The sequence below is a fragment of the Pseudomonas neuropathica genome (genome assembly GCF_015461835.1).
Classification (GTDB): domain Bacteria; phylum Pseudomonadota; class Gammaproteobacteria; order Pseudomonadales; family Pseudomonadaceae; genus Aquipseudomonas; species Aquipseudomonas neuropathica.
The window spans coordinates 63179-88381 of record NZ_JACOPX010000004.1 but is presented as its reverse complement, the minus strand read 5'-3'; the positions used below and the strand labels follow the sequence as shown (position 1 = coordinate 88381).

Annotated in this window: 18 protein-coding genes and 1 tRNA gene; 1 reads left to right on the top strand and 18 read right to left on the bottom strand. The window is 56.1% G+C overall.

Annotation, left to right across the window (positions count from 1 at the left end):
* The first annotated feature begins 41 nt into the window (after nucleotides 1-41).
* On the top strand, nucleotides 42-350 hold the full coding sequence (locus tag H8F23_RS06155) for a helix-turn-helix domain-containing protein (protein ID WP_194933754.1): 309 nt from the start codon (nucleotides 42-44) through the stop codon (nucleotides 348-350).
* Between the two features lie 579 nt (nucleotides 351-929).
* Here H8F23_RS06155 and H8F23_RS06150 read toward each other — a convergent pair.
* From H8F23_RS06150 to H8F23_RS06065, 18 genes are all read right to left on the bottom strand, one after another.
* Nucleotides 930-2783: a hypothetical protein gene (locus tag H8F23_RS06150; RefSeq protein ID WP_194933753.1), complete on the bottom strand. Its 1854-nt coding sequence runs from the start codon at nucleotides 2781-2783 to the stop codon at nucleotides 930-932.
* A gap of 360 nt (nucleotides 2784-3143) precedes the next feature.
* Nucleotides 3144-3773: a hypothetical protein gene (locus H8F23_RS06145; protein WP_194933752.1), complete on the bottom strand. Its 630-nt coding sequence runs from the start codon at nucleotides 3771-3773 to the stop codon at nucleotides 3144-3146.
* Entirely contained in the window at nucleotides 3770-7144 is a 3375-nt protein-coding gene (locus H8F23_RS06140; RefSeq protein ID WP_194933751.1) for a hypothetical protein, read from the bottom strand. The genes H8F23_RS06145 and H8F23_RS06140 overlap by 4 nt, the downstream gene beginning before the upstream one ends.
* Nucleotides 7144-8523: a tyrosine-type recombinase/integrase gene (locus tag H8F23_RS06135; RefSeq protein ID WP_194933750.1), complete on the bottom strand. Its 1380-nt coding sequence runs from the start codon at nucleotides 8521-8523 to the stop codon at nucleotides 7144-7146. Before H8F23_RS06135 ends, H8F23_RS06140 begins: the two co-directional genes overlap by 1 nt.
* 451 nt (nucleotides 8524-8974) lie before the next feature.
* The gene (locus H8F23_RS06130) at nucleotides 8975-9931 is read right to left on the bottom strand and encodes a Rossmann-fold NAD(P)-binding domain-containing protein (protein WP_194933749.1); all 957 of its coding nucleotides are present in this window, start codon (nucleotides 9929-9931) and stop codon (nucleotides 8975-8977) included.
* On the bottom strand, nucleotides 9931-10671 hold the full coding sequence (locus H8F23_RS06125; protein ID WP_194933748.1) for a Fe(II)-2OG oxygenase family protein: 741 nt from the start codon (nucleotides 10669-10671) through the stop codon (nucleotides 9931-9933). The genes H8F23_RS06130 and H8F23_RS06125 overlap by 1 nt, the downstream gene beginning before the upstream one ends.
* Before the next feature lie 450 nt (nucleotides 10672-11121).
* Nucleotides 11122-11195, bottom strand: a tRNA-Gly gene (locus H8F23_RS06120).
* A gap of 255 nt (nucleotides 11196-11450) precedes the next feature.
* Nucleotides 11451-12335 carry an alpha/beta fold hydrolase gene (locus tag H8F23_RS06115; protein WP_064119706.1) on the bottom strand — a complete coding sequence of 295 codons (885 nt, stop codon included), beginning with the start codon at nucleotides 12333-12335 and terminating at the stop codon, nucleotides 11451-11453.
* A 316-nt stretch (nucleotides 12336-12651) separates the two neighbouring features.
* Entirely contained in the window at nucleotides 12652-13344 is a 693-nt protein-coding gene (locus H8F23_RS06110; RefSeq protein WP_194933747.1) for a pseudouridine synthase, read from the bottom strand.
* 33 nt (nucleotides 13345-13377) lie between these two features.
* Nucleotides 13378-13608: a cysteine-rich CWC family protein gene (locus H8F23_RS06105; protein ID WP_123376332.1), complete on the bottom strand. Its 231-nt coding sequence runs from the start codon at nucleotides 13606-13608 to the stop codon at nucleotides 13378-13380.
* Nucleotides 13601-15088: a sensor domain-containing diguanylate cyclase gene (locus H8F23_RS06100; RefSeq protein WP_194933746.1), complete on the bottom strand. Its 1488-nt coding sequence runs from the start codon at nucleotides 15086-15088 to the stop codon at nucleotides 13601-13603. Before H8F23_RS06100 ends, H8F23_RS06105 begins: the two co-directional genes overlap by 8 nt.
* 282 nt (nucleotides 15089-15370) lie before the next feature.
* Nucleotides 15371-17143, bottom strand: coding sequence for an allophanate hydrolase (atzF, locus tag H8F23_RS06095; protein WP_194933745.1), 1773 nt, complete (start codon nucleotides 17141-17143; stop codon nucleotides 15371-15373).
* A gap of 24 nt (nucleotides 17144-17167) precedes the next feature.
* Complete coding sequence (gene uca / locus H8F23_RS06090; RefSeq protein ID WP_194933744.1) at nucleotides 17168-20800, bottom strand: urea carboxylase; 3633 nt, start codon at nucleotides 20798-20800, stop codon at nucleotides 17168-17170.
* 279 nt (nucleotides 20801-21079) lie between these two features.
* Entirely contained in the window at nucleotides 21080-21721 is a 642-nt protein-coding gene (locus H8F23_RS06085; RefSeq protein ID WP_194933743.1) for an urea amidolyase associated protein UAAP2, read from the bottom strand.
* An 11-nt stretch (nucleotides 21722-21732) separates the two neighbouring features.
* Nucleotides 21733-22458 carry an urea amidolyase associated protein UAAP1 gene (locus tag H8F23_RS06080; protein WP_194933943.1) on the bottom strand — a complete coding sequence of 242 codons (726 nt, stop codon included), beginning with the start codon at nucleotides 22456-22458 and terminating at the stop codon, nucleotides 21733-21735.
* 25 nt (nucleotides 22459-22483) lie between these two features.
* The gene (locus H8F23_RS06075) at nucleotides 22484-23272 is read right to left on the bottom strand and encodes an ABC transporter ATP-binding protein (RefSeq protein WP_194933742.1); all 789 of its coding nucleotides are present in this window, start codon (nucleotides 23270-23272) and stop codon (nucleotides 22484-22486) included.
* The gene (locus H8F23_RS06070) at nucleotides 23269-24084 is read right to left on the bottom strand and encodes an ABC transporter permease (protein WP_077571513.1); all 816 of its coding nucleotides are present in this window, start codon (nucleotides 24082-24084) and stop codon (nucleotides 23269-23271) included. The genes H8F23_RS06075 and H8F23_RS06070 overlap by 4 nt, the downstream gene beginning before the upstream one ends.
* Before the next feature lie 18 nt (nucleotides 24085-24102).
* Nucleotides 24103-25170, bottom strand: a complete 1068-nt coding sequence (locus tag H8F23_RS06065) for a putative urea ABC transporter substrate-binding protein (RefSeq protein WP_194933741.1) — start codon at nucleotides 25168-25170, stop codon at nucleotides 24103-24105.
* Nucleotides 25171-25203: the final 33 nt, after the last annotated feature.

Below are 25203 nucleotides of genomic sequence, written 5' to 3'. Positions count from 1 at the left end.
ACCGAATCTAAGAATCTCTTAGCCTTTTGCGGCGAGAGAAAATGAGTACGTTTGGCAAGCGTTTGAAAGAGGCGCGCAAGCTAAGAGGCTTTTCACAAGAGCGCTTGGGGATTGAGGCGGGCATTGAGCCGGCCACGGCCTCTGCGCGGATGTCTCAATACGAAAAGGGCGTTCACCAGCCTGGTGAAAGCATCGTGAAGCAGATCGCTGCAGTCATGAATCTGCCGGTGCCGTATTTTTATTGCGAGGACGATGAGACGGCGCATTTGCTGCAGTGCTTTCATCTTTTGAAAGCGAAGGATCGCAAGGATGTGGTTGATCAGGTTGAGAACCTCGCTTTCAAACACTGATTTTGGGATCGGATAGAGGTTCTGTTTCGCTTTGCGCGACGCTGTGAGCAAGCAAGACGCCTTGCTTTCGGTTTACCGTCTTCGGCACTTATGCTGCCGCCGGCCTGGTTTATGATCTGCGCCTATCCTTTGACTGGAGTAACACCGTTGAATCTAAAAAAGGCGGTGTCACTGGCTGAGCGTGAGGGGCTGTAATCTGTGATTGATAACGCGCGAAAGCATGCCGAAGTGGGTTATCCAGACTTTACGGAGACTGATCCTGCTGCGTTTCACGCGGATTTTGTTATCGATACGGAGCGTGAGGGATGGAGTGTTGCTCAGGCGCTTGAGGCGCTGGTCGCATTCAAGCGCAGCCGCAGATCTTGAGGGTTACTTGCTGCTAACTTTAAGCTTGGGCGTTTTGGCTCTGCCAAACACTTAATAGCTTCATCAGTCGTCCACCTTTATAACAATTTCGGCCCTAGTCCCAGAGTTCATATGACTCATGAGCGTGTGAGCGATTGTTCAGGGCACCTTGTTGCGTTAGACCCCGCCACCGTCTAGCCACCAAAGCGTCTGTTTAAGGCCCGTCAACTGTCTTTAGTTTAGCCCCTCAACCAGCGGCGTAATCCGCTGACCTGAAGAGACTGTGCCGTTACTGAGTGGGGCTGGCAGAGCATAATGTCGGACTATCTCTGTACCAGAGTCGCGCAAGTATTCCGCTAGGCCATGGTCGTGACATGTGAGAAGCACACCGCGATTTACACCGATTCGTACCGCATCAAAGACGCCGATTGCATATGCCTTCGATGTCTTACACCCACTGACAAACTCGTTCGTCAGTTGCCTTACCACTCCGGCGACGTTGACCATTAAGCCTTTGTCTGTCGTTGAGATGATTACACCTATAAAAGAGTCAAAGCGACGAGCGCCTCTGGGCTGGAACAGCACTGGTTGATGCTTGAAATAGCCGCCATCAGTGGTCACCAATTTTAGAGTGCCAGCAGCTTTGCGACATGAGTTGATCTGCTGAATAACGTCGATATCATCCGAGATGATCGTATGCCCATGGCCAATCGCTTCATCGATTTCAGCATCACTGGCTGCCGGAGGAAATTCTGGGGCTCGTACACTGCAGTCGAGAGCCACGGTATGGAAATAACTTCGTAGCTGTCTCAAATGGAATCTACGGCGTAGGGCGCAGGGTTCTGCCGCATGATGGCTGATGAGAATCAGTTGATCTTCATTCCCCACCTGTTCAAGCAGAACGACTAGATCGCTAAGTGTAAATCGGTCGAAGTCGATCACGATCCGGCTTTGTCCAGGGCGGGCTCGATGAGGGGCTGTCTGGTAAAAAGGGACGATCTCTTCATAAGGAAGCCATTTGGCCAATTCGTGAGTTCTCTGCTCTGAATAGGTTGCAATTTGGGGAGGGTTCCAGTGAAGGGTCTGGACTAAAGCTGAGTATTCTTCAATGAGCTGTGCAAGCTCGGTCAGTGAGCCGTAGTTCACCATCACAACTTGTTGATTCACCAGCAGGGGGAGGAGGGCATAAAAATCCATAGTGACCCTTCCTGAAAGCCCTGCAAGCCGTGAAGACGCAAACTCTATCTCTGGGTCGCTGTAGGTCGGAAAAAAATTGGCAGTTAATCCTTCAAGCTTTTCCCTGAGCTTTGATTGCAGTACGGCGTGCGAGCTCAACTGAATCTTCTTTTCATCGGCCCTTACCCAGTGGTTCTCCACGCAGATGTCCAACGCAGGGCGTAGCTCTGGCGGGATTTCACTACGTGCACACAGAGTGTGACCCCGATTCGCCTGGTCTTGAAGCCAAAGCAGCAGCTCAAATGAGGTATTGGTGCTTTCAGCAACATCCCCCTGTTGCCCCTTCACCGCAACTATCCCGTTGTTCACAAATGGCCATGCAGTCTGGGGGACGGCTGCCAAATGCGAGGACGCGTTAACGCCATAGCACTGCAGATACCGTTCAGCTTGCAGTTGATTCAATCCAGCTGAAATCAGCTCCATCAGAATCTGCTGATCTTGTCGTTGGCTTGAAATCTCAAGCCATATTTGGGTGGCGTATGGCTCATTGATTGGAGCCGTGAGGTGGGAGATATCTGCGAGATTGAGCCAGTCGGATATAGCATTGGCCCGTTGATGGATGAGCTTTTTGATCGCTCGTGGTAGATGGAGCTGGGCCCCAATTATTCCCCGATCAAATGCCATACGAATGCTCTCAGGCGTATGACCTACAGGGCGGGAGTAAGCAAGCTGGGGGCGTCCAGATCGGTAGCTGAGCTTAATTTCGAAGACGAGACCGGGTAGGATCGGAGAGGCGATCTCATTCGTGTCTATGACGATGCGTTCTGGCCGATTTCTGCTGATGTCGATTGTGGAGAAGACGGTACGTCGATCAAGTCGGTGGAGGACGCTTATCACTAGGTATTGCTTCATCAATAGACCATGGGCTTTCCAGAGTGAATCAGGTCATGCATGAGCTTCAACCGGTTGACCTCTGCTCTGAGCTCGCGTGATTTTAGGTGTTGTGCCTTCAAGGCCGCCCGAAGCGCAGATACGTCGTTACCTGGTTTTCGACTTGAGCAAGTCGATGAGGGCGGGCAGGACTTTGCGTATTCCGACAGCGCCGCTATCAGATCATGAAGGTCTTTCGGCCCTCGACCAGGGTAAAACTTCTGGCGGTCGATGCCGCTTTCGCTCGCCACCCAAGACAATTGCAAGTTGCCCGCGCGCATTACTAGCGGATGGCCTTCAGAGAGCACTGAAATCGCCCATTTTTTTAGTTTGACTGCGTCGTCACTCTGGGTTGTCAGCGCTGAGAAGTTTGCGAGCAAGGTTCCCTTTACCTGACTGCCAGTCGAGGTAGGGTTTGCAGCGCTCGGCTTTGCAGATGAGGACGATGTCACCAACGATAGGTGCTGTGTCATATAGTTCTCCGTCAATTATCTCCAAGCCAGTATTCGGGTGTCGCAAAAGCTTTTGTAAAACCAAACAAGTCTGTTCGAACTCATAGAAAAAATTGAACTGAGTGGTGTTTGAATCCGCTTCTGGCTGAAGTGTATTTTTCCTTCTCAAGCCAGCCTTATAGGCATCTTCAATCATGGCAAGCTGACGCTGAGTCTTCTTAAGGTTAGCTTCCAGTACTTCATAGGGGACTATAGGTTTGCCGGGAACTAGCCGTCCTACGTATTTGTCGACTAATACGCGATGTATCCCATGGTTCTGAGATTTTTTAGGGTTGGGCTTAGCAAGGAAAAGCGTCCTATCGTATCCAAGAGTTTTAGCTAGCTCTGTAGCTAACTTAGAAAGAGACTTGAATTTTTTTTTGGTCGAAACCCACTCGGAAAGAGTCTCATCTAACCGCCTTAGAGTGGCATCAAGCTGGTCGGTTTGATGTTTTTCGAGGTGAGCATTTGCTTTGCTCATGCTGCGTGTCCAATTCTGAAAAGTGTTTGGTCTTCCATGCGCTGAGCAAGCTCAGGTATTGTAATGCCTGTGTTGTCGAGCATGTAAATTATTTGATTTGCAATGATCTCCCTTTCTTCAGGTTTTGCCAGAGCAATGGACAACAGGTGTGGCTGAGATGCAATTTTTTTCAGGCGAATAAGATAGTTTTTAGCGGTAAAAGCAGGGAACTCGCGACCATCAATGATGTTCGCAAGAAAGCGTTGAACAGGATCCTGGTTGTCATATTCTAAACAACGGTCACGGAGATCCCCGTGTCGAGAAATGTACTTTGTTCTATATTCTTCACTTTCCATGTGCTTATTTAGGATTTGCCGAACCTGCTCAAGGCCTGCTAGCTCTAGTTTCGATACGGTCAATAAATGGTGAAGATCATGTGTGGTCTGTGAGGCAGGCTGAGCTGTTGAAGTTGCAGTTAACTGCTCTTGAAGTGATTCGCACTCATCGATGAGAAAGCGCATCTTCGCGTTAATAGCAGGGAGGTGGCTTACACCAAATACGGCGTGTGGACACATTCCACAGGTCTTAGCGCAGGTAGTAAATGCCAACAATTCTTTTGGGCATTTACCATTGGCCATGCAAGCGCATAATTGGTACCATCCAATATCCGTTACATTTTGAAGCTTGATAAGTTTTAGTCCTGCATTCTCTAGTTCAACGACAGGCGAGCTCAGGCTGACTAAGCCATGGCTTTGTGCGGCCCTCGCGGCATCGGCTTGCCATGCCGCTTTCAAACCATTTTGCGGTGTTTGTGCAGATTGTTCATGCCACAGCGAGTCCCAACTCGCTTGACTAGCCTTGATTTCAGCTGCGCGAATATGCTCTTCCGTTTGCTGAAGAGTGGGGGCTGTATAATAGATGCTCGATTTCGGATTGGCATGCGCCACTTGTTCTCCCATTATCGCCGGAGGAAGGTGCCCATAAATCCCCATGTAAGTAATCCATGTGGCACGCAGTGCGTGCGGCGTATGAACTGCTAGCGTTAACCCTTTAGAGTTGACAGTTGTAAAGCTATGTTTTTTATGGTGTGGTACAATCGAATTGTATACGGACTCAACTCCATTCAGTACTCTGATCCACTTGCTAGAGTATGCGTTGTCCGAAAAGGGCAAGTCATTCTTATTAAATGGGCTTCTGAATAATGGATGAATTTCCCCATATTTTTGATCCTTAGGGTTGTTTTCGTAGTGAATCGGGGTTACAGGGCGCCAAGAACTTTGAAATTGGCGCTCTTCCAGTAAACGCTCAAAAACTTCTGTTGGTAACGAGACGGGCCTGCTGTCCCCATTTTTATCTGTATTGACGAATAGAGTGGTATATCCGAGTACGGTTTTTTCAGGTGAATAATATTTATCGAATGATATTATATCGAGCCATTGGCAGTTTTGCATACGCAGGCCGCCATACATCGCAACAGTGAGCATCCTGTTTGCTGATAGCCATGGTATCCAGGCCAATTTGCCGTTGTAATGACCATGGTGCCAGTGGTATGCATTTGCGATTCTTTGGAGCGGTATCTCCTTAGCAATGGCTTGAGTGTTGGGGTTGATTAGCTTGATAGTATAAGCTATTCCAACTTCTTCCAAATCAATCCAATCTCCTGATCTGATCTTATTTTGAATTTCGGCAGACACTTCGCCAGCCAGAATCTTCGCTCGTATCGTAGTCCCTATGTCGTCGATTGCAAGCATGTACTCTTTTGCAACTGGAACTGAAGCTAGCGGAAGGATAACTTTGTCAGTCTTCGTCCGCCCGCCGCTCCCTGGCGAGTCGAGCTTGGGAAATACCGGGTTGACAAGAGTTCCGTCGTTAAGCGCCTCATCATCGATATAGCGATCTACGCCTTTTGCGCACGCTAGGTCAAATAGAAGATGGATGGTTGATACAAATGATGCGGCTGTCTTCCGGCTATAGCATTGCAGATAAAATTGAATTGCCGTGAGTGGCAGGTTCTTTTTTCTGAGGATGCTTAGTTCGTCGTTGCTGGCGGCGTATTCTTCGGAATCTGGGTATGTGTTTTCAGTATCTACGTAGTCATCGCTCCAGAATACTGTACGATGGAAATCGGTGAGTAAGCGAGGTAAGTCAACTATGCTGTTTTGGTTCTTTTGCTTCCAGAGAGGCAGATAGCAAAAAATGTAATCTAGCAGTAATGTCACTTCGATGTAATAATTGTTTCTGGCTCGCCCATGTATACCCTTCTTGTCAAGATGATCGCTCAGAAGGCCAATAGCAGCTTTCCAGTGGGATGATAGATAGTCTATGTTGACATTTTCTAGTCCAATATAAGCGCCATTAGCCAACCATGAGAAGTCTTTTGAAGTGCGAGTAACCGCTTTTTTTATAACCTTAGCTAATTCCTCGGGCGTAGAGTTTTCCTGAGCCTCGATGATGACGGCCTTCCGCTTTTCGGTAGCCTCTTGTTGATTCGCTAACTGATAAGCGACATGTAAGTGGTGGGTTCGCTTTTCATAGCGCAGGTGCTCGCGCTGCTTGGGAGTCATATTTTTCCATGACTCCAAATCTACTCCCCACATATCCCTGAATGCTTCAAAGCTTTGGCGGTTTTCCAGAGCGGTTGAAGCCCTTGGCTTTTGTTGAAGATGTTGGTGGTATTTTTCCAAATGAAAATACTGGTCTGGAGAGACAATTCCAGGATGGTGTTCTGAAATCAGCTTTATAAAAGACAGGTAGCCGAAATCCAGATTTTTAAGTTGCCCAGAGTCTCTTATCACTTTTTGAATGTCAATAACTTTGGGTGCGGCTTCCCATAGTTCAGAAAATGAAACGTCTGCTAGCGTATGCCAAGTGGTTCTATACTGGAATGCGCGCGCGTATTTGAATAGCGTTGGTGAGTTCTTTGTGAAATTATGAATGAACCCGTGGCTGATTTCTTTGAGTTCCGGGAATTTTTGCCAGGCTCCGTCTAGGTTGAATGTATAGGGTAAGGTGAGGGCGCCTTCCGACCACAAAATTGCAAACATTGCCCGAAGCGGAGAGCGAAGGCCCTCAACATCCTCTAGGTAAGCAGGAGGGGTTCCTACCACGTTTTCGTAGAGTTCTTTCAGATGACGCCTGTCTGTCTTTGGGGTTGTTGTGATATTATAAAGAGTGTCAAATGTCTCATTGCTGAATCGCTCGATATCTGTCTTCCGAATTAAGATACACAGAGCTATTCGGGAGCGAGTCTGAAGGTTAAAGATTTCTTCTATGGGCTTCCCATTGTATTTTGCATTTGTAGCACTGGTGCATTCTAGGTCTTTCAGAATCTCGATTGCTCGACAGATAGTCCCTTTTTTTGTCCAGATGATCGAATCGGATGTATTGATCATTAGGCTGCCCTCGCCAGGAGTTCATCTGCAAGTCGCGCGTAGGTTTGTGCTCTAACCAGATCAGCGCTATAGGATGTGCTCCAGCCGTGAACAAGCTGATTAGCTGACGCTATCTCAGCCGCCACGTTTAGTTCGTCCAGCTTGGCATAGCGTTCAGTTGACTTGATGTCTTTGTGACCCATTAGAAGTTGAATCTCGGAAAGTTCAAGGCCCACGCGGTTGCGTCCAGGGATGTAGACGCAGTTTCGTGCCCAGTTACCATAGAAGTGGCGAAGGCTATGAGAGGTAAAAAACTTTCCACCTTCTCCTGCAATACCCGCTGCTATTTGGGCTTTTCTGAGTTCTGTGTTATAGGTTTTGGTTGTGGTATTAAATTGAGCTGATTGAATAACTGATTCGCCATGCGATTCTCGTTTTTCTGACACGAACAGGAAATCGCTAGACGAAGTTGGTCGCTCTTTTTCGTATTCGTACAGCGCCTCGAAAAATATACTTTTATAGGGCTCAAACATAATGACTGATGCTGTCTCGCGCCCTTTGTAGGCGATATTGGAGCCGTCTTTTTTCTTTTCCTTTTTCTTTGAAGGGTCGCGACGATTATTCGGATCTTCAATTCTAATAGTTTTATTCTCGGAGTTAATGTCGCCCCGGCGAACCAAGAATGCTTCCGAAATCCGCAAGCCTCCCCCGGCTTGTAGTGCCCAGAGGCAGCGATAGTATGCGGAGGGGGCGTGGCGTAGCAGGTTCAAGATATGGCCGGTCGGAAAGTCCCGCTTCGCATTGATGCGCTTTACCTTGGGGCCGGGGATGCCGCCTCGGGCAAAAGCGAAATCGGTTCTGGGTGTGCCGAATTGAAGCGTTTCCTCAAAGATGCGCTCTCTTTCTGCCCGGTTCCTTCGCCTGGGTTCGATCACCGACGGCATCACGGATGGAAGAGGTTTCTCTCCGGCAAGAATGCTCCGGTGTGCCGCAGTGTCTTGAGCCACTCTCGTACTGTTATGTAGAAAATGGTTGACGGCTGCTATCTTGCGCGCCGCAAACGCGGGACTTACAGGTCGGTGATTCAGTGCGATGGCTGCTCTTCTGATGACGAGGTCTTTGCTCTGCGCACCTTCAGTCAGATAGTTACGGTACTGACACATAGTCGCGTGTGCCGCCTCTGGGGTGAGACACCTAGCACCTAAGATTCCGGTTTCGTACCCGTAGTCAAAGAACTCGGCCACATCGGGACAGTAGATCGTGGGAGTGCTCGCGCCGCTTGAGTGATACAGATTGTTGAACAGTAGATCCGAATAGGCGTTGAATGCGTCTATAGGTTTGCCGGTGTCGGTCTCATAGAGGCGTGGAATTCCCCGATTTATGAGGCGTACATTCTTCATTGACCTGTCCCACCAAAGGTCGCATTGAAGGATGGGGTTTTCGCAGTCGACAGCGCCTCCGTCTCCAAGTTGGTGAGCAGTGAGGGCTTTCGTGCGTAGGCAGCAGTGGTCGCTGCCTCAAGTCGAAGGTGTGAAAGGGTGCCGGCAGTGGGTGAGTGAGACTTCCGGGCAGCTAAACTGGGATTCTGGGCGGTGGCGAAAGAATTTTGGAAAAACGATTTAAGCATATATTGACAGGCTTATCTGGTTCGTGTATAAGATATAGCCCGATTTTACATTCATTTTAGAAGTTGGCAAGTCTAGCTAGGGCTTCCTCGTGCGTTGTCGTGGGTGTTGGTGCGGGGAAGTGACGTAGTTTCGAAGGTTAGCGAGATAGGGATTCTGATCGGTCGGCTGTTATTACCGCCGACCGTGGTCCATTGTTGGGGCTGAGTACTTCAGCCGACCAGGTCTACTCGTTGTTGTCCCTTTCGTAATCGTGGCCTTCGCGCTTCGCATCCTCAAGATCATCCTCGGTATAGAGATCAAAGAACTCTGCAGCTGAGTATCTGGACGTCTCCGTAAAGACGTTTCCGAGACCGCACGCGGAGAGTTTCGAATAGCCGGAGATCTTGAGCAGGCAGGCAACACATTCGAAGGAGGAGGGAAGCATGCCTTGGCGCTGCGTCACCTCGTCATCTCCAATTGTTGTTGCTACCGTCCCTATCGGGGTGCCATGTAGCAATGCTGCGGACTTGCAAGCTGGACATTGGCAGCGGTGACCGGCTTGCCTTGTAGCCCAAGCGTCTGCCTGGGCTTCAGAGACCCGCCTCTCCTTGTCACTTTTGTTGCCCCAAACCTTCGCATGGGCTTTGATGTCCTGATCCACTGCTTTGGCGGATGCATCCTCCAGCGACTCAATCATCTCCTTGGCTTTCTGGGCGTCAGGCATGAGGCTGCTCAGCGGTCTATCCATCGACTCTAGTAGCACGGAGCAAGCTCGGTAGTAACGAGGAAGCCACTCAGAATTGGAGGCAGTTAGAAATACCGCTTCTCCAGTGTGCAGCTCGATGTTTCTACGCTCGACATGCTTGGCGCAAAAGCCTGCAATCTCAGCAGTGAAGGTTGGAAGCAGCTCTGTCAGTCTGGCTAAGACCTCTTTCGTGCTGATCGAGACGGCAGAGAACTGTTTGCTCGTTGCCTCTTTCCCCATCGCGTACATCAAATTGCGCCAGTTCTGTTGATCCGCGAGGAGAACCGGTGAAATGTTTGAGAGGGCTGCACGAGCGAGAAACTCCAATCCCAATGATGAAAACAACCCAAACTGCCAGTCATCAGGTGAGTAGGTGCTCATCTGATCCGCGTACAGCTGAGCCTTGCTTAGTAGAGTGTCTTTGGCCCAAGGTGAGCTATCCACGCTTGTATTCATTACTGCTCCCAAAGTTTTGAAACGTAGATCCGCTCCAATCGTCGGTGTGTCGCGCTTGGAACCGAAGATCGTCCATGTAGCATTCGCCAGTTATCAATAATTAGCGTATCTCCGGGATCGGCCAGACAGACATCGATACGCCGGATGTCTTGGATCGATTTGATGCTTTCGCCGACTCTGATTGCAGCCTGATTCAGTGGTTTGAGAAACAGATAGTCCCAGCGCAGTCCCGCATATCCCCCGTCTCGGAAGCAAACTGGCATGGGGCATAACATCCTTCCAGGCTGGGCTCTGCGCGGCACTACGACGGCTCTTTCTGCGAGTCCATCTGCATGCTCAAGAATGTCAGAGGCTGGCAGTAGATAGGTGCTCACCGAGGGGGTGCCCTCAAGGCAGCGCAGCATCAGGAAGTGGGGTGGTGATCCCCAGTGGGCGTAGTCGGAATGAAGAGGAAACTCGTTTCGGCCATAAACTCCGCCGTAGGTTTGAAGGTCGAGGTCACTTGACTCTCTTGGCTTTAACGTCTGAACGGTTGCGATCCCATGGCCTGGTGCAATTTTCTGTGGATCAAGAATGGAGCCGAGGCGAATTGCGATTTCTTGGGTCGATGATTTAGGAAGAAAGGTTCTGGTGAATGCATAACCGTTCATGCTTACGAGGTGCATGAGCTGCTCAAAACAGTCGTTGTCCGCTATAGGGGCAGCGTGCGGTCTGGGTTCTCTACTCGCGCGGGTGTTCATCGCTATCCTTTCACTTCCTTGTGGAACTCCAGATTTTGAATCGCCGCATTGGGATGGGGCGGATCTGCCCTCGACTGTTCTGGCTCTCTGATCTTGCTACCGGATTGTTAGGGCATTACTGGAATTCCTGGAGGCTGATGCCTCATGTGGGTTACTGCTGGGCTTTGAGGTTGGAATTCTTCACAGGAAGAGACTAGCTGGAAGGCGATCAATATGTGGCTAAATATTGAAAATGGGGAAGGGATTTTGTGGAGCGTGGGTACGAAGGTGCGATCTTGTTGCGTGCCAGTGTCGCAGCCCTTTACTCACCACTTTGGTCAGTGACTGCAGGCAGATTTCTAACCGAAACGGTTTGACGGGATGCTGTGAAGCCAGCATGGGGAGGAATTCGCTTTCGTCGGCTTAAGTGCTCTGAAAGACAAAGAATATGGGGCTTTGACTGGAGGGAGATGGAGCGGGTAGAGGGAATCGAACCCTCAACTAAAGCTTGGGAAGCTTTCGTTTTACCACTAAACTATACCCGCTTTTTGCGTCAGTCTTTACTCACCAAAACGGGCTGTCCAATAAGAACCCTCGTCGGAAGCTTGGGAAGCTACTGTTCTACCATTAAACTATACCCGCTCAGAGCGGCTGACTTTGTACCAGACTCGGCCACGGATTTGAAGTTTTTCTTTTACTCATGAACGCTTTAAATCACTGCAAACGGTCAATCGCGGGCGAGCGCTGCGGTGAGAAAAGCCAAATCCCGACCCCACAGCCTCGCTCGCGACGACACTCTTTCAAATAGCCAGTGCATGTTGATCCTGAACAAACGAGTAACGCGTTCGGCTGGTCTGCTGTGCCGGTTTCAGAAAGCCGAGCAGGGCATTCTGGCTATCGCGGCACGCGGCCTTGTGTTCCATGTCGAGAAAATGCCCAGTCGCTTGCAGCGTGGTGAACGTGCTCTGCGCCACGTGGTTGCCGAACAGGCGCGCATCTTCTGCAGCGGTGTATTCGTCCCATTCGCCGTTTAAAAACAGCACCGGCACGTTGATCTTTTTCGCCGCATTCAGATAGCACTGCCGATCGCTGTGCAGCACGTCGCTGATGTGGAAGTGCATCTGCCCGTATTCGTGCTCGGCCAGGCTGCTGACGTGGCGATAGTTGAAGCGTTTGAACAACGACGGCAGGTGTTTGCCGATGGTGTTGTTGACCAGATGGCCGACGCGGTCGCCGTCGCGCTGGCCGAGGTAGTCGACGCCGCGTTCGAGGTAGTCGAGCATGTGCGCGTTGATCACTGGCGAAAACGAGCTGATCACCGCCCGTTCGATGCGCCGTGGCTGGTGGGCGAGGGCGACCAGGGTCGCGGCGCCGCCCCAGGAGAACGACAGCACGTGTTCGGCGGCGAAGTGGTCAATCAGCTCGAGCAGAATCTGCCCTTCGACGTCCTTCGTCAGATGTTTCTCGTGGCGGTTGTGGGCTTTTGACCGGCCCGCGTAGGGCTGGTCGTAGCAGACCACGTTGAATTGCGGGTGCAGGTTTTTCACAGTCTGTGCAAACGACGCAGTCGTGGCCATCGAGCCGTTGACCAGGATGATGGTCTTTTCTGCGGCGTCTGCGCGATAGAACTCCGTGTAAACCCGATACTGACCCTGTATATCCAGCACAGCGATTTCTGGCCTCATGTCATAAGACTCCTGGCAAGCAAGCGGGTATGCGCGCAAATAGAGATTGCACGAGCTTTGTGACAGGTAGGCATACGCCTGGAATTTGCTTGGCCCATGTCGATCCATGACTGCGGTCGACGGGTGTTGTTATTGGCGGGCAGTCTGCCGGCTGAGGCGAAGCCCTTGGGGCTTACGACCGGCAAAAAGTTTCTTAGAGGTATGGTGTGACTCATCGGTCACAATCTGGCCGACGTCCTGATTCAAGCAGGGGAGTCGGGATCGCGCAAGTGCCGTTGGTAAATTGTTCGACAACTTCTGCTGAGCGGTCGCGGGCTTAGAACAAATGGATCTCTTCGGTGCGCAAAGCGCGGTACTCGCCCGGTTTTAGCGCGTTATCGAGGTGCAGAAGACCCATGGATTCGCGGTGCAGGCGCAGGACTTTGTTGTTGAAGAACCCAAACATGCGCTTCACCTGATGGTAGCGACCTTCGACGATGCTCAGCCGCGCCGAGCGTGGCCCAAGGAGCTCCAATTGCGCCGGCTGCGTGGTCAGGTCTTCGAAAGCGAAGTAGATCCCTTCGGCAAAGGTGCTCGCATAGTGCGCGCCAATCTCCTGTTCGGTCTCGACGTAATAGACCTTCGGCAGTTTGGTCTGCGGCTGGGTCAGGCGTCGCGACCACGCGCCGTCGTTGGTGATCAGCATCAGGCCGGTGGTGTTGAAATCCAGACGTCCGGCGATGTGCAGGTCGTCCTTGTCCGGCTCATCGATCAGGTCGAGCACGGTGGGATGTTGCGGATCGCGGGTGGCGCTGACGCAGCCCGGCGGTTTGTGCAGCATGAAATAGCGTGCCGGTTTGCCGCTTTGCAGGACTTCGTCATCGACTTCGACACGGCTGAATTCCAGCACTTCGCTGTGCGGATCGCTGACGACTTTTCCGTCAACCCGCACGCGCTTTTCCACCAGCAACAGACGAACCTGCTGACGGTTGTAGCGGGGCAGGTTGCTGAGGAAACGGTCGACACGCATGTTCAGAGTTCAGTAAATGAAGGGGCGCGCATCTTACGGGATCGGCCGCTTGGCCGCTTGCAGTTGCGCCTCGACTTGCGCGCAACGCGGGCACAGGCAGGACTGGTTACGCAACTCTGGCGGCAACGCTTCAAGCACGGCCGGGTCGATGCTGACGCCATAGCACCAGCATTCGCGGTCGGCGGTGCGCGGGTCGGCAAGGCTGCAATCGTTGCGGGCGCCGCAGGCCGGGCAGTGGTCGGGTTTAACGTTGGAATCAGGCATAAGTCGAGTGAGGCATTTCCACGCAGGTGCGGTTGCGGCCGGTTTGTTTGGCTCGGTACATCGCATGATCGGCCCGCGACAGCAGGCTGTGCAAGGTGTCATCGCGTTGCAGGGTGGTGGCGCCGATGCTTACCGTCAGATTGAGGCTGTGGCCGTCGTAGGCATATTCCTGTTGTTCGACGTGTTGGCGGATCTTTTCGGCAATTTTCTGACCGGTATCGCCGTCGGTGTCCTTCAGTAAAACGATAAATTCCTCACCGCCCCAGCGGCAGACAATGTCGGCATGGCGCAGGCAACTTTGCAGATCGCGGGCAAAACCGATCAGCACCTGATCGCCGGCCATGTGCCCGTAGGTGTCGTTCAACACCTTGAAGTGATCGAGGTCGAGCAGCAACGCGGTTAACGGTTTGGTTTCGCGTCGGGCTTCGTGCAGGGCCTGCGCGGCGAGAATATCGAAGCCTCGGCGGTTGGGCAGTTCGGTGAGGCTGTCGAGAATGGCCTGCGCCTGGATTTTGCTTTGATAACGTTTGATCACGCGGTTGAGCAGCGCCAACACAATCAGCGTCACCAGCAGGCAGATCAGCAGATTCAGATACAGCGACTGGCGGATTTCGCTCAGCGCGCCGTCTTCGCGTTTATCGACGAACAGGTACCAGTTCAGCTCCGGGATAAACCGTACGTTGAGGAAGTGCCCCTGGCCCTGGGCTGAGTATTCGTAGCTGCCGCTGTGCGGTTTGGGCAACTGGCTGACCAGGCTTTTCATGCTCTCCAGCTCACTCAGGCTCTGACCGATGTGCGCGCCTTCAGGCCCGCCTTCGGCGCCGGTCAGGACCAACCGGCCAAAGGTATCGACGAAGTACACACTGCGTTGATAGCGCTGTTGATACTTGTCGATCAGCTTGATCACCGCGTCCACGGTCAGACCGACCCCGGCCGCGCCGATAAAGCGGTTGTGGTAGTCGTAAACCTTGTAGTTGATGAAGAAGGTCAGGTTGTCCTTGTTGGCCAGATCCGGGTCGACGTTGATCTCGTACGGATCCTTCATGTCGCGCACGCGGAAGTACCAGGCGTCGCGCGGTTCATCGACCTTGACCTGCTTGAGCACGCCTTTGGCGTGGTAGTAGGTGTGGGTGCTGTTGGAGACGAAGAACGCGGTGTAGGCGCCGTAGTGGGTCATGACCTCGTCGAGGTAGCGGGTCATCTGCTCGGGATTCTGCTCGCCGTTGACCACCCAGTCGCGCATGAAGGTGTCGCGAGACATCATCGAGGAAATCAGGATCGGCCGGACCAGATCTTTCTGGATTTCCGAGTACACCGTATCGGACGTCAGCGGCAGTTCAGTGTTGACGATGTTGTCGCGGATCGACTCGCGGGAGGCGTAGTAGCTGAGCAACGACGTGGCAAGGAAACCGGCGCCGAGCAGGGCGATCAGCGTCAGGACCAGCGAGCGTTGCGAGTACAGGGGAGAACGAAGCGGCATGGCGGTTCCGTTGGCAGTGGCCCGATGGCATGCATTCTAGTGGGATGGCCGGGAAAAGCCTGCGGGATTTATGCCTGAAATGGCGGGGGATATGACGCAGAGGGGGTGTCAGGAGGATCGCTCCCTCACCCCAACCCTCTCCCGGAGGGAGAGGGGGCTAAATTGTGGTGAATTCAAATATTGTGTTCGGCTCGGTATTACCGAATGGCAACTCTCTCAAATACACCTCGGTCAGTCCCCTCTCCCTGCGGGAGAGGGCCAGGGTGAGGGCTGGTTTCTGGATCAGCTCCGAGTTTCAAGATACGCCCGCCATCCCCCCAAATGGCTGATGTCCAGCGCACCCTCCAGACCATACGGCTCGCAGATAAACCCGCTCTCCCAACGTCCGTCCGCCAGTTGCACTTTGCCCAATCCCAGCGGCGCCGGAATCCCGGTCAGGAACGAGCCCAATTCACTGCTCGGCAATTCCCACACTTCCACCGCAATCGCCACGCCGCCATCCTTGACTCGCACCATCCCCGGCCGCAATGGTGGGCCGCCGGCCAACGCATACAGTTGATAGTCCGGCGAACTCAACGTCGTTTCCAGCAAGCGCCCACCCCGCTGGGTCAGTTGCCAGTTCAACGCCAACCCTTGCAGATGCGCGCCACACACCACGATGCGTGCGCGATCATGGCGAGCTGCGTTCGCCGGTGTCGGCAGGTCGGAATCCAGCTGACGTTGCAGCGCATCGGCCACGCTCAGCAGGTATTGATCGGTGAACGCCCGGCCAAACAGCGTCACGCCCCACGGCAAACCGTTGGCCATGAATGCGCTCGGCACGGCGACGGCGGCGTAGTCGAGCAGGTTCATGAAGTTGGTGTAGTAACCCAGTTCGGAATTGCGCAGCACCGGTTCAGCGTGCAGTTCGGCCAGTGTCACCGGGCGGCCGATAGTCGGTGTGAGCACGCAGTCGAGGCCTTCGAGGGCCTGATCGCACAGGGCTTTCAGGACTTGCAGCCGATACTGCGCACGGAAGGTCTGCACGCCGGTCACCGCCGGCGCCTTGGCCAGCACGGCGCGGATCACCGGCAAAACGGCCTCGGGATTTTGCTCCATCAACTCGCCCGCCACGCTGTAGCGCTCGGCGACCCACGGCCCTTCGTAAAGCAAACGCGCGGCTTCAAGGAATGGCGACAGGTCCAGTTCGACCGCTTCGCCACCCAAGGCTTTGAGCCGGTCGATGGCATCGCCGAACAACAACGGGCCTTCGACGCAGCCGAAAAACTCAAGGTCCTGCGCGCGCGGCACACCGAAACGAAACGCCCGTGGCGCACCAAACGCCGAACTGTCATTCCACGATGGATTGCGGCGGCTGTATTCGTCGCGCGGATCTAGTTTGGCAGTCAGCGCCAGCAACTGACTGGCCTCACGCGCTGTGGCGGTGAACGTGGTCACGCAATCCAGCGTGCGGCAAGCCGGCAGCACGCCGGCCGTGGAGATCAACCCTTTGCTCGCCTTCAACCCGACCAGATTGTTCAGCGCCGCCGGCACCCGACCGGAGCCAGCGGTGTCGGTGCCCAAGGCAAAACTCGCCACGCCCAATGCCACCGCCAGCGACGAACCGGCGCTGGAACCGCCGGACGGATATTCCGTCAGCACACTGTTCGGGCATGCGCCATAAGGCGAGCGGCTGCCGTTGAGGCCCGTGGCAAATTGATCAAGATTGGTCTTGCCCAGCGGAATCGCCCCCAAGGCGATCAACTGCTCGACGATGGTCGCCGAGTGTTCCGGCACATAAGCAAAATCCGGGCAGGCAGCGGTGGTGGGAATACCCGCCAGATCAATGTTGTCCTTGATCGCAAACGGCACGCCGTACAGCGGCAGGTTGTCGAGGTCACGACCGTCGAGGGCGGCGAGATACGGCTCCAGTTCGGCGGCGCTGAGCAGATGAATGAACAGGTGATAATCCGGGTTCAGCGCGGCGGCCTTTTCGCGCAATTTCAGCAGCAGTTGACGCGGAGTGGTGTCGCCATTGCGATAGGCCTGGCGCAGAACATCGAGTTGCAGATTCATCAGTTGATCCTTATCCAATTGGCTTCAGTCGAGTGCCAGCACCACGACGCGTTGTCCGGCGCGCACCGCCGAACCGGGTTGCACGCGAATCTCGCGCACCACCCCGGCCAGCGGCGCGAGTACCGGGATCTCCATCTTCATCGACTCGAGTATCACCAGCACATCGCCCGCCGCGACACGGCTGCCGGCCTCGACCTGCACTTGCCAGAGGTTGCCGGCAATGTGGCTGTCGACGCTGTGTTCACCGTCGGCCAGTGGCGCATCCTCGGTCGATTCCGGCACGGCTTCTTCGCTGTCGAAATGCGCCTGACCGCTGGCGATCCAGCGTTCGCGCTCGGCATTGAAGGCACCCTGTTGTTGGGCACGAAAGGCGCTGATGCCTTCGGCTTCGCGGCTGAGAAATGCCTGATAATCGGCGAGGTTGAGCTGGCTGTGTTCGATGTTGAGATCGAAGCGCCCCAGCGGAAAATCGCGGCGGAGGCGCAGCAGTTCTTCGGCGCTGACCGGGTAGAAACGAATCTGATCGAAGAAGCGCAGCAGCCACGGTTTGCCGTCGAACGCAGCGACTTCGCGGTAGCGATTCCACATCTGCAGAGTGCGCCCGACAAACTGATAACCGCCGGGGCCTTCCATGCCGTACACGCACATGTAGGCGCCGCCGATGCCCACCGAGTTTTCAGCGGTCCAGGTGCGTGCCGGGTTGTATTTGGTCGTCACCAAACGATGGCGCGGATCCAGCGGCGTGGCTACCGGAGCACCGAGGTAAACATCGCCAAGACCCATCACCAGATAGCTGGCATCGAACACCGTGCGTTGTACTTCATCGAGATTCGGCAGGTCGTTGATGCGGCGGATGAACTCCAGATTGCTCGGGCACCACGGCGCGTCCTTGCGCACGGTGGTCATGTATTTCTCGATGGCCAACTGGCAAGCCGGGTCGTCCCAGGACAGCGGCAAATGCACGATGCGTGACGGTACTTGCAGGTCGCTGGCGGCACACACCGCGTCCCACTCGCCAGCGATGATGCCGAGCAGATCGGCCAGCGGCAGTTGCTCGGGCTGGTAGTGGATTTGCAGCGAGCGAATGCCGGGGGTGAGGTCGATCACGCCGTGCAGGGTTTTGCTTTCCAGTGCTTGCATCAGAGCGTGGGCGCGGAAGCGCAGAACAAGATTGAGTTCAGGCTCGCCGATTTCCAGGAGTAAATGAGTGTCGCCGGAAACTCGCGCAACAAGCTGCACATCGCCCTGACCCAATGCCAACACCACAGGCGACAAAAGCCCGTGTAGGAGTGAGCCTGCTCGCGATGAGGCCAATTCAGGCACCGCATCAACTTCATCGCGAGCAGGCTCACTCCTACATTGATCCCATTTCAGGGCGAGATCGCGGGCGGTCTTGAGGTCGACGGGGATGAACTGGATTTTATCGCCCGCCTTGAGCTGCCCCAGTTGCCACAGATCCGCTTCGATCACCGTCACCGGGCAGACAAAACCGCCAAGGCTCGGACCATCCGGGCCAAGGATCACCGGCATGTCACCGGTGAAATCCACCGCGCCGATGGCATACGGATTGTCGTGAATGTTCGACGGATGCAACCCCGCCTCGCCACCGTCGGCCCGCACCCATTCCGGCTTCGGCCCGATCAGCCGGACACCGGTGCGGCTGGAGTTGAAATGCACTTCCCACTGAGTTTGAAAAAAACTGCTGATGTAGTTTTCGGTGAAGTATTCCGGTGCCGCGTGCGGGCCGTAGATCACGCGGATCTGCCGCACCGCCGGCAACGCGGTGATGTGCTGTTCGGTCAGTTGCTGACCAGCACTGCGGTCCTTCAGCGCAGCGATATGCAACACATCCCCGGCACGCAACGCCCGACCACCGTGCCCACCAAACTGACCCAGAGTGAAAGTACTTTTGCTGCCCAGGTAATCCGGCACCTGCAAGCCACCGCGCAGACACAGATAACTGCGTGCCCCGGCGCCGCTGATGCTGCCCAGATGCAACGTCGCGCCAGCGGGGATCAGCAACGTGGTGTTCATCGGCACGCTTTCCCCCTCAAGCGTCAGGCCAATCGGCGCCCCCGTCACCGCGACCACCGCCACACAATTGAAGCGCAGCAAAGGTCCGCTCATGGTGATTTCCAGCGCCGCCGCGCCTTCAGGATTGCCGAGCAGACGATTACCCAGACGCAATGCACGGCTGTCCATCGGCCCCGATGGCGGCACACCGACCGCCCAGTAACCGAGGCGGCCGGGATAGTCCTGCACGCTGGTTTGCGTGCCGGCGCTGAGCACTTCGAAAGTGTTGGCGCGATACACCAGACCTTCCAGACAACGGGTCCACGGCTCACCGCTGGCGAATGGCGTGTCGAGCAAAATCTGCCGCAGGTAATCACGGTTGGTTTCCACACCGTACAACAGACTTTCGCCCAGCGCTTTATGCAGCTCGGCGCGCGCCTGTTCGCGGGTCGGCGCCCAGGTGATGACCTTGGCGACCATCGGATCGAAGTACGGCGGGATCTCGCAACCGGCCTCGACCCAGGTATCGATGCGCAGTTGAATGCCGTTGGCCGGCGGGAATTCCACTGCCGTCAGCAAGCCCGGGCTCGGCTGGAAATCGCGCCCCGGATCTTCCGCATACAAGCGCGCCTGAATCGCATGGCCTTCAGGTTTCAAATGGCGATACAACTCGCTCAGCGGCGGCAGCTCACCCGCCGCCAGCTCAACCATCCAGCGCACCAGATCGACACCCCAGACCTGTTCGGTGACCCCATGCTCGACCTGCAAACGCGTGTTCACTTCGAGAAAGTAAAAGCGCTGCGCCTCGCTGTCGAAGACGAATTCCACGGTTCCGGCGCTGCGATAGTTCACTGCTTTCGCCAGCTTGATCGCCGCTGCGCACAACGCTTCGGCCATGCCCTCCGGCAGGTTCGGCGCCGGGGTTTCTTCGAGGACTTTCTGATTGCGCCGCTGCACCGAGCAGTCGCGCACGCCCAGGGCGATGACTTCACCGCGACCGTCACCGAACACCTGAACCTCCAGATGGCGGGCGCGCTGGATGTACTTCTCGATGAACACGCCAGCGTCGCTAAAGTTGTTCTGGCCGAGACGTTTTACCGCTTCGAAGGATTCGCTCAATTCGCTGGCGCTGCGGCACACGCGCATGCCGATGCCGCCACCGCCGGCGGTGCTCTTCAGCATCACCGGGTAGCCGACCTGTTCGCCGGCAATCAGCGCGGCGTCGAGGCTGTCGAGCAGTTCGGTGCCTTCGAGCATGGGCACGCCGTGCTGTTTGGCCAGCGCGCGGGCGGTGTGCTTGAGGCCGAATACGCGCAGTTGTTCCGGCGTCGGGCCGATGAAAGCGATGTTGTGCGCTGCGCAGGCTTCGGCGAACGCGGCGTTCTCCGAGAGAAACCCGTAACCGGGATGGATCGCCGTGGCGCCGCTTTGCTTGGCGATGGCGAGAATTTTGTCGACCGCCAGATACGTGCCGGCAGCGGCGCCTTCACCGAGGCTGTGCGCTTCATCGGCGTGCAGAATGTGCAGGCTGGCGGCGTCGGCTTCGGAATACACCGCCACGCCTTTGATCTGCAGTGAAGCAAGGGTGCGCAGGATGCGGCAGGCGATGGCGCCACGGTTGGCGATGAGGACTTTTTCGAACATGGCATAACCCCTGAAGGGGAAGCGGGCCGTCCCGCCGTTTTTCGACAGACATCCGGGCCGTCCCGGATGAAAAAAAACACTTCAGATCACCACCGAGCCCCTGTAGGAGTGAGCCTGCTCGCGATAGCGTCGGATCAGTCAAACCTGATGTGTCTGACACACCGCGATCGCGAGCAGGCTCACTCCTGCAATGGGATTAGTGGTGGTTTCACTTTTTCAGGCACTGCCCGGAACGCGCCTGGCACAGTGCGAAAAGCCAACGGCGTAAACGGCGGATAGTCAGTTCCATACCAGCAGCTCCGCAGGTGTCGGGTTATAGGCGTTGCACGGGTTGTTCAACTGCGGGCAGTTGGAAATCAGCACGATCACGTCCATCTCCGCACGCAAATCGACGTACTTGCCCGGCGCCGAAATCCCGTCCTCGAAGGTCAGCCCGCCATCCGCCGTCACCGGCACATTCATGAAGAAATTGATGTTCGGCCCGATGTCGCTTTTGCCCAGTCGCCCGTCATGGGCGCAGGCGCGCAGGTAGTTGTCGCGGCAGCTGTGCATGTAGCGTTTTTCCAGGGCGTAGCGCACGGTGTTGCTCTCCTGCGCGCACGCGCCGCCGAGGGTGTCGTGGCGTCCGCAAGTGTCGGCGACAATGGTCAGCATCGGTTGGCCGAGGTTGGAATACAGCACGCTGCCGGTGCTCAGGTAGACGCTGTTCTGCCGACGCAAGGTGCGCTGCACGTCGTAGCGCTCCTTGGGATTGGCAAGGCTGTAGAACAAGGTATCGATTGCCTGATTTCCCTCCAGATCGAGGATGCGCAGGGTCTGGCCGGCCTTGACCTCCATCAGCCAGGGTTCACCGGCCGGGATCGTGGCGCGGTACACCGCTGCATCGGGTTGGTTTTGCGAAGTGGCGATAGCAACTGACATGGCAGCGATCCTCAGGCGAACAAACGGTCGGTGTTGATAAAGCCGCGCTCATTTTCCGGGCGCGAGGTGCGGCAGTGTTCGGCGACGCTGGCGTCGGCGTTCATCCAGCTCAGCTTCAGTGGTTTCGGTGCGTATTCCGGCGTCGGATCCATCGGGTGCTGCAGCGCAGTGAGCACCACCACCGTGTCCATCGGCGCGTACAGTTCGATGTAATCGCCGACCTTGGAATTGCCTTCGACGAAGTGGAAACGCCCGGCCTCGTCGACGTTGACGCGACTGAACAGATTGAGCGTCATCAACAGGTCGGAGAGGCCCAGGCCCCACTTGCCGAGTTCCACCAGCAGGTTGTCGGTGCCGTTGCGGAAGAAGCCGTTGCGCAGTTCCTGATAGCGGCCCTGACCGTACTTCTGCGCGACTTCTTCGGCGCAGAGCACGCCACCGAGGCTGTCACTCCAGCCGCAGGTGTCGGCGGTGATCGCGGCGAGGACACGGCCCATGTCCGAGTACAGGCAATGGCCGCTGGTGAGCTTGGCGGTGTGTTGGCATTTGAGGCTGTCGGGCAGGTTCAGCCGTTCGGTTTTTTCATTGGCGTTGAGCAGGGTCAGGCTGACGTTGGCGCCGCCGCGCAGGTCGGTCAGGCGCAGCAATTGACCGCGCTTCAACACGAAAGAGCGATGGCCGCCGCCGGGAAGCATTTCTTCGGCGAAGGGTGGGAACAGTTGGGTCGAATCAGTCATCGGCTTATTCATCGGAGCAGTCCTCTCAAGCGGTGCGAAGGGCGCCTGCCAGTGGCAACGGCAGGGCGTCGACGGCGGCGCGTTGGGCGCGGCGGTCGCTGTTCAAAGGGATGTCGTAGGTGATGCGCGCGCCATAGGCGCCGGGGGCGTGCGGGTCGAGGCGAACCTTGTCGAACACCAGCAGACGCGTGCCGAGACTGAAGCCTTCGGACAGGTCATGGGTGACCATGAACACCGTCAGTCTGGTTTCGCGCCACAGCTCCAGCAGCAAGGCGTGCATGTCTTTGCGGATGCCCGGATCGAGCGCGCCGAACGGTTCGTCGAGCAGCAACACGCGCGGTTTCATGATCAGTGCCTGGGCAATCGCCAGCCGTTGCTGCATGCCGCCGGACAGCTGCGCCGGGTACTTGTCCAGCGCATGGCCGAGGCCAACTTTATTCAGCAATGCTGCCGCTTGTTCGCGAGCTTCACGTTTGGCGCTGCCGAACAGCCGGCCGATCAGCGGCGCACGCGGCAGTTCGAGGCCGAGGGCGACGTTGTCGAGCACGCTCAAATGCGGGAACACCGAGTAGCGCTGGAACACCACGCCACGGCTGGCATCCGGCTCGCTGGCGAGCGCTTGGCCGTCGAGCAGAATCTCGCCGCGACTCGCCGTTTCCTGGCCGAGCAGCAGACGCAGGAAGGTCGATTTGCCGCAACCGGACGCGCCGACCAAGGTGCAGAATTCACCTTCGTTGACGCTCAGGCTCAGGCCTTTCAGCACCACCTGGTCGGCGTATTGCTGCCAGACGTTTTTCACGGTGATGAAGCTCATTTGGCCGCCCCCTCATACCAAGGGAAGGCGCGACGGGTCAGGTATTTCAGGCCCCAATCCATCAGCCAGGCGAGGAGGGTGATCCACACCACGTACGGCAGGATCACGTCCATCGCCAGATAACGCCGGACCAGAAAAATCCGGTAGCCGAGGCCGTCGGTGGAAGCGATCGCTTCGGCGGCAATCAGGAACAGCCACGCCGAACCGAGCATCAATCGCAACGAGATCAGCAAGCGTGGCAGCAGTTGCGGCAGCACTACGCGCAGCATCAGTGTCCAGGTCGAGGCACCGAGGGTCTGCGCCTTGATCAGCAGTTCGACGGGGATTTCCCGCGCACGCTGTTCAAGGTCGCGAGCGAGCGCCGGGGTGATGCCGATTACGATCAGCATGACCTTCGACAACTCGCCCAGACCGAACACGATGAACAGAATTGGCAGGATCGCCAGCGGTGGCACCATCGACAGCACCGTCAGCAGCGGCGACAACGGCGCACCGAACAGCGGCAGCGTGCCGGCGGCGATGCCCAGGCACAGCCCGGCCAGCGCGGCGATGCCGAGGCCGATGGCCAGACGCCGCAGGCTGGAAGCCGTGTCCTGCCACAACAGGTAATCACCGGTGCGACTGTCGGCATTGAAGGCCAGGCGTTTGACCGCGTCGGTCATCTGTACGGCGCTCGGCAGCAGTTTGTCGTTGGGGTTGTCCGCCAGGCGCTCGGCCGAGCCCATGAAGTAGGCGAACAGCAGCAGGGCGAAAGGCAGGATCACCAGCAACAGGCGACTCGGGCGATCCGGGTGGCGATTGATCAGGCGCATGGCCAAATCCTCCGTGGCTTACAGCTTGGCGTCGGCGGCCATCTGCACGTAGGTCGGATCGAAACGCAGCTTGAGGTTGCCGGTGTCGCCACTGGTCACGCCGTTGGCGAAAGCCATGCCGACCGCGCTGGTGTCTTTCGCGCCTTCGCCGAGCAAGCCGTGCTGGAAGGAGAACTCGGCGACCTTGCGCATGGTTTCCGGCAGTTGCTTGCTGGTGGCGAAGTTCAGTGCTTCGCTTGGTGAGGCGAACAGTCTGGTGGTGTCGAGTTGCGCCTGGAATCCGGCCAGATCGGTGCCCGAGGCCTTGGCCATGTGCTCCAGCGCAGTCTTGCTCGCGGCGTTCTTGGCGTTCATCAGCTCGACCACTTCGAACCACGCGCCGGTCAGTGCTTTGCCCAGCGCCGGGTTGTCTTTGAGGGTGGCGCTGTTGACCACCATCATGTCCATGATCTCGCCGGGAATCTGACTGGAATTGAACACTTCGGTCACCCCCGGTTTGGCCTTGATGTCCGAGAGCATCGGGTTCCAGGTAGTGACGGCGTTGACCTGTTCGGTGTTGAAAGCGGCGGAGATATCGGCGTCGGAAGTGTTGACCACTTTCAGGTCTTTTTCGGTCAGATCGACCGAGTCCAGCGCGCGAGCCAGCAGGTAGTGCGAGACCGACAGTTCGACCAGATTGACGTCCATGCCCTTGAGGTCGGCGACTGTCTTGCCCTCGCCCTTGAGGACAATGCCGTCGTTGCCGTTGGAGAAGTCGCTGACGATCAGCGCAGTACTGTCGACGCCGCCCGCCGCTGGAATGGTCAGTGCGTCCATGTTGGTCATGGTGCAGCCGTCGAACTGGCCGGCGGTGTACTGGTTGATCGATTCGACGTAATCGTTGAGCTGTACGACGTCGATCTTGATCCCGTACTTCTTCGCCCATTTGTCGACGATGCCTTGGCTGCCGGCGTATTCCCAGGGCATCCAGCCGGCGTAAATCGTCCAGCAGACGCTGAAATGGTCTTTCTGGGCGGCGGGGGATTGCGTGCTGATGAGCGCGGCGAACGCAGCGGCGAGCAGGGCGGGCAAACGTAGTCGGGTCATGGTGGATTCTCCAGTTGATCAAGGGCGGACAGG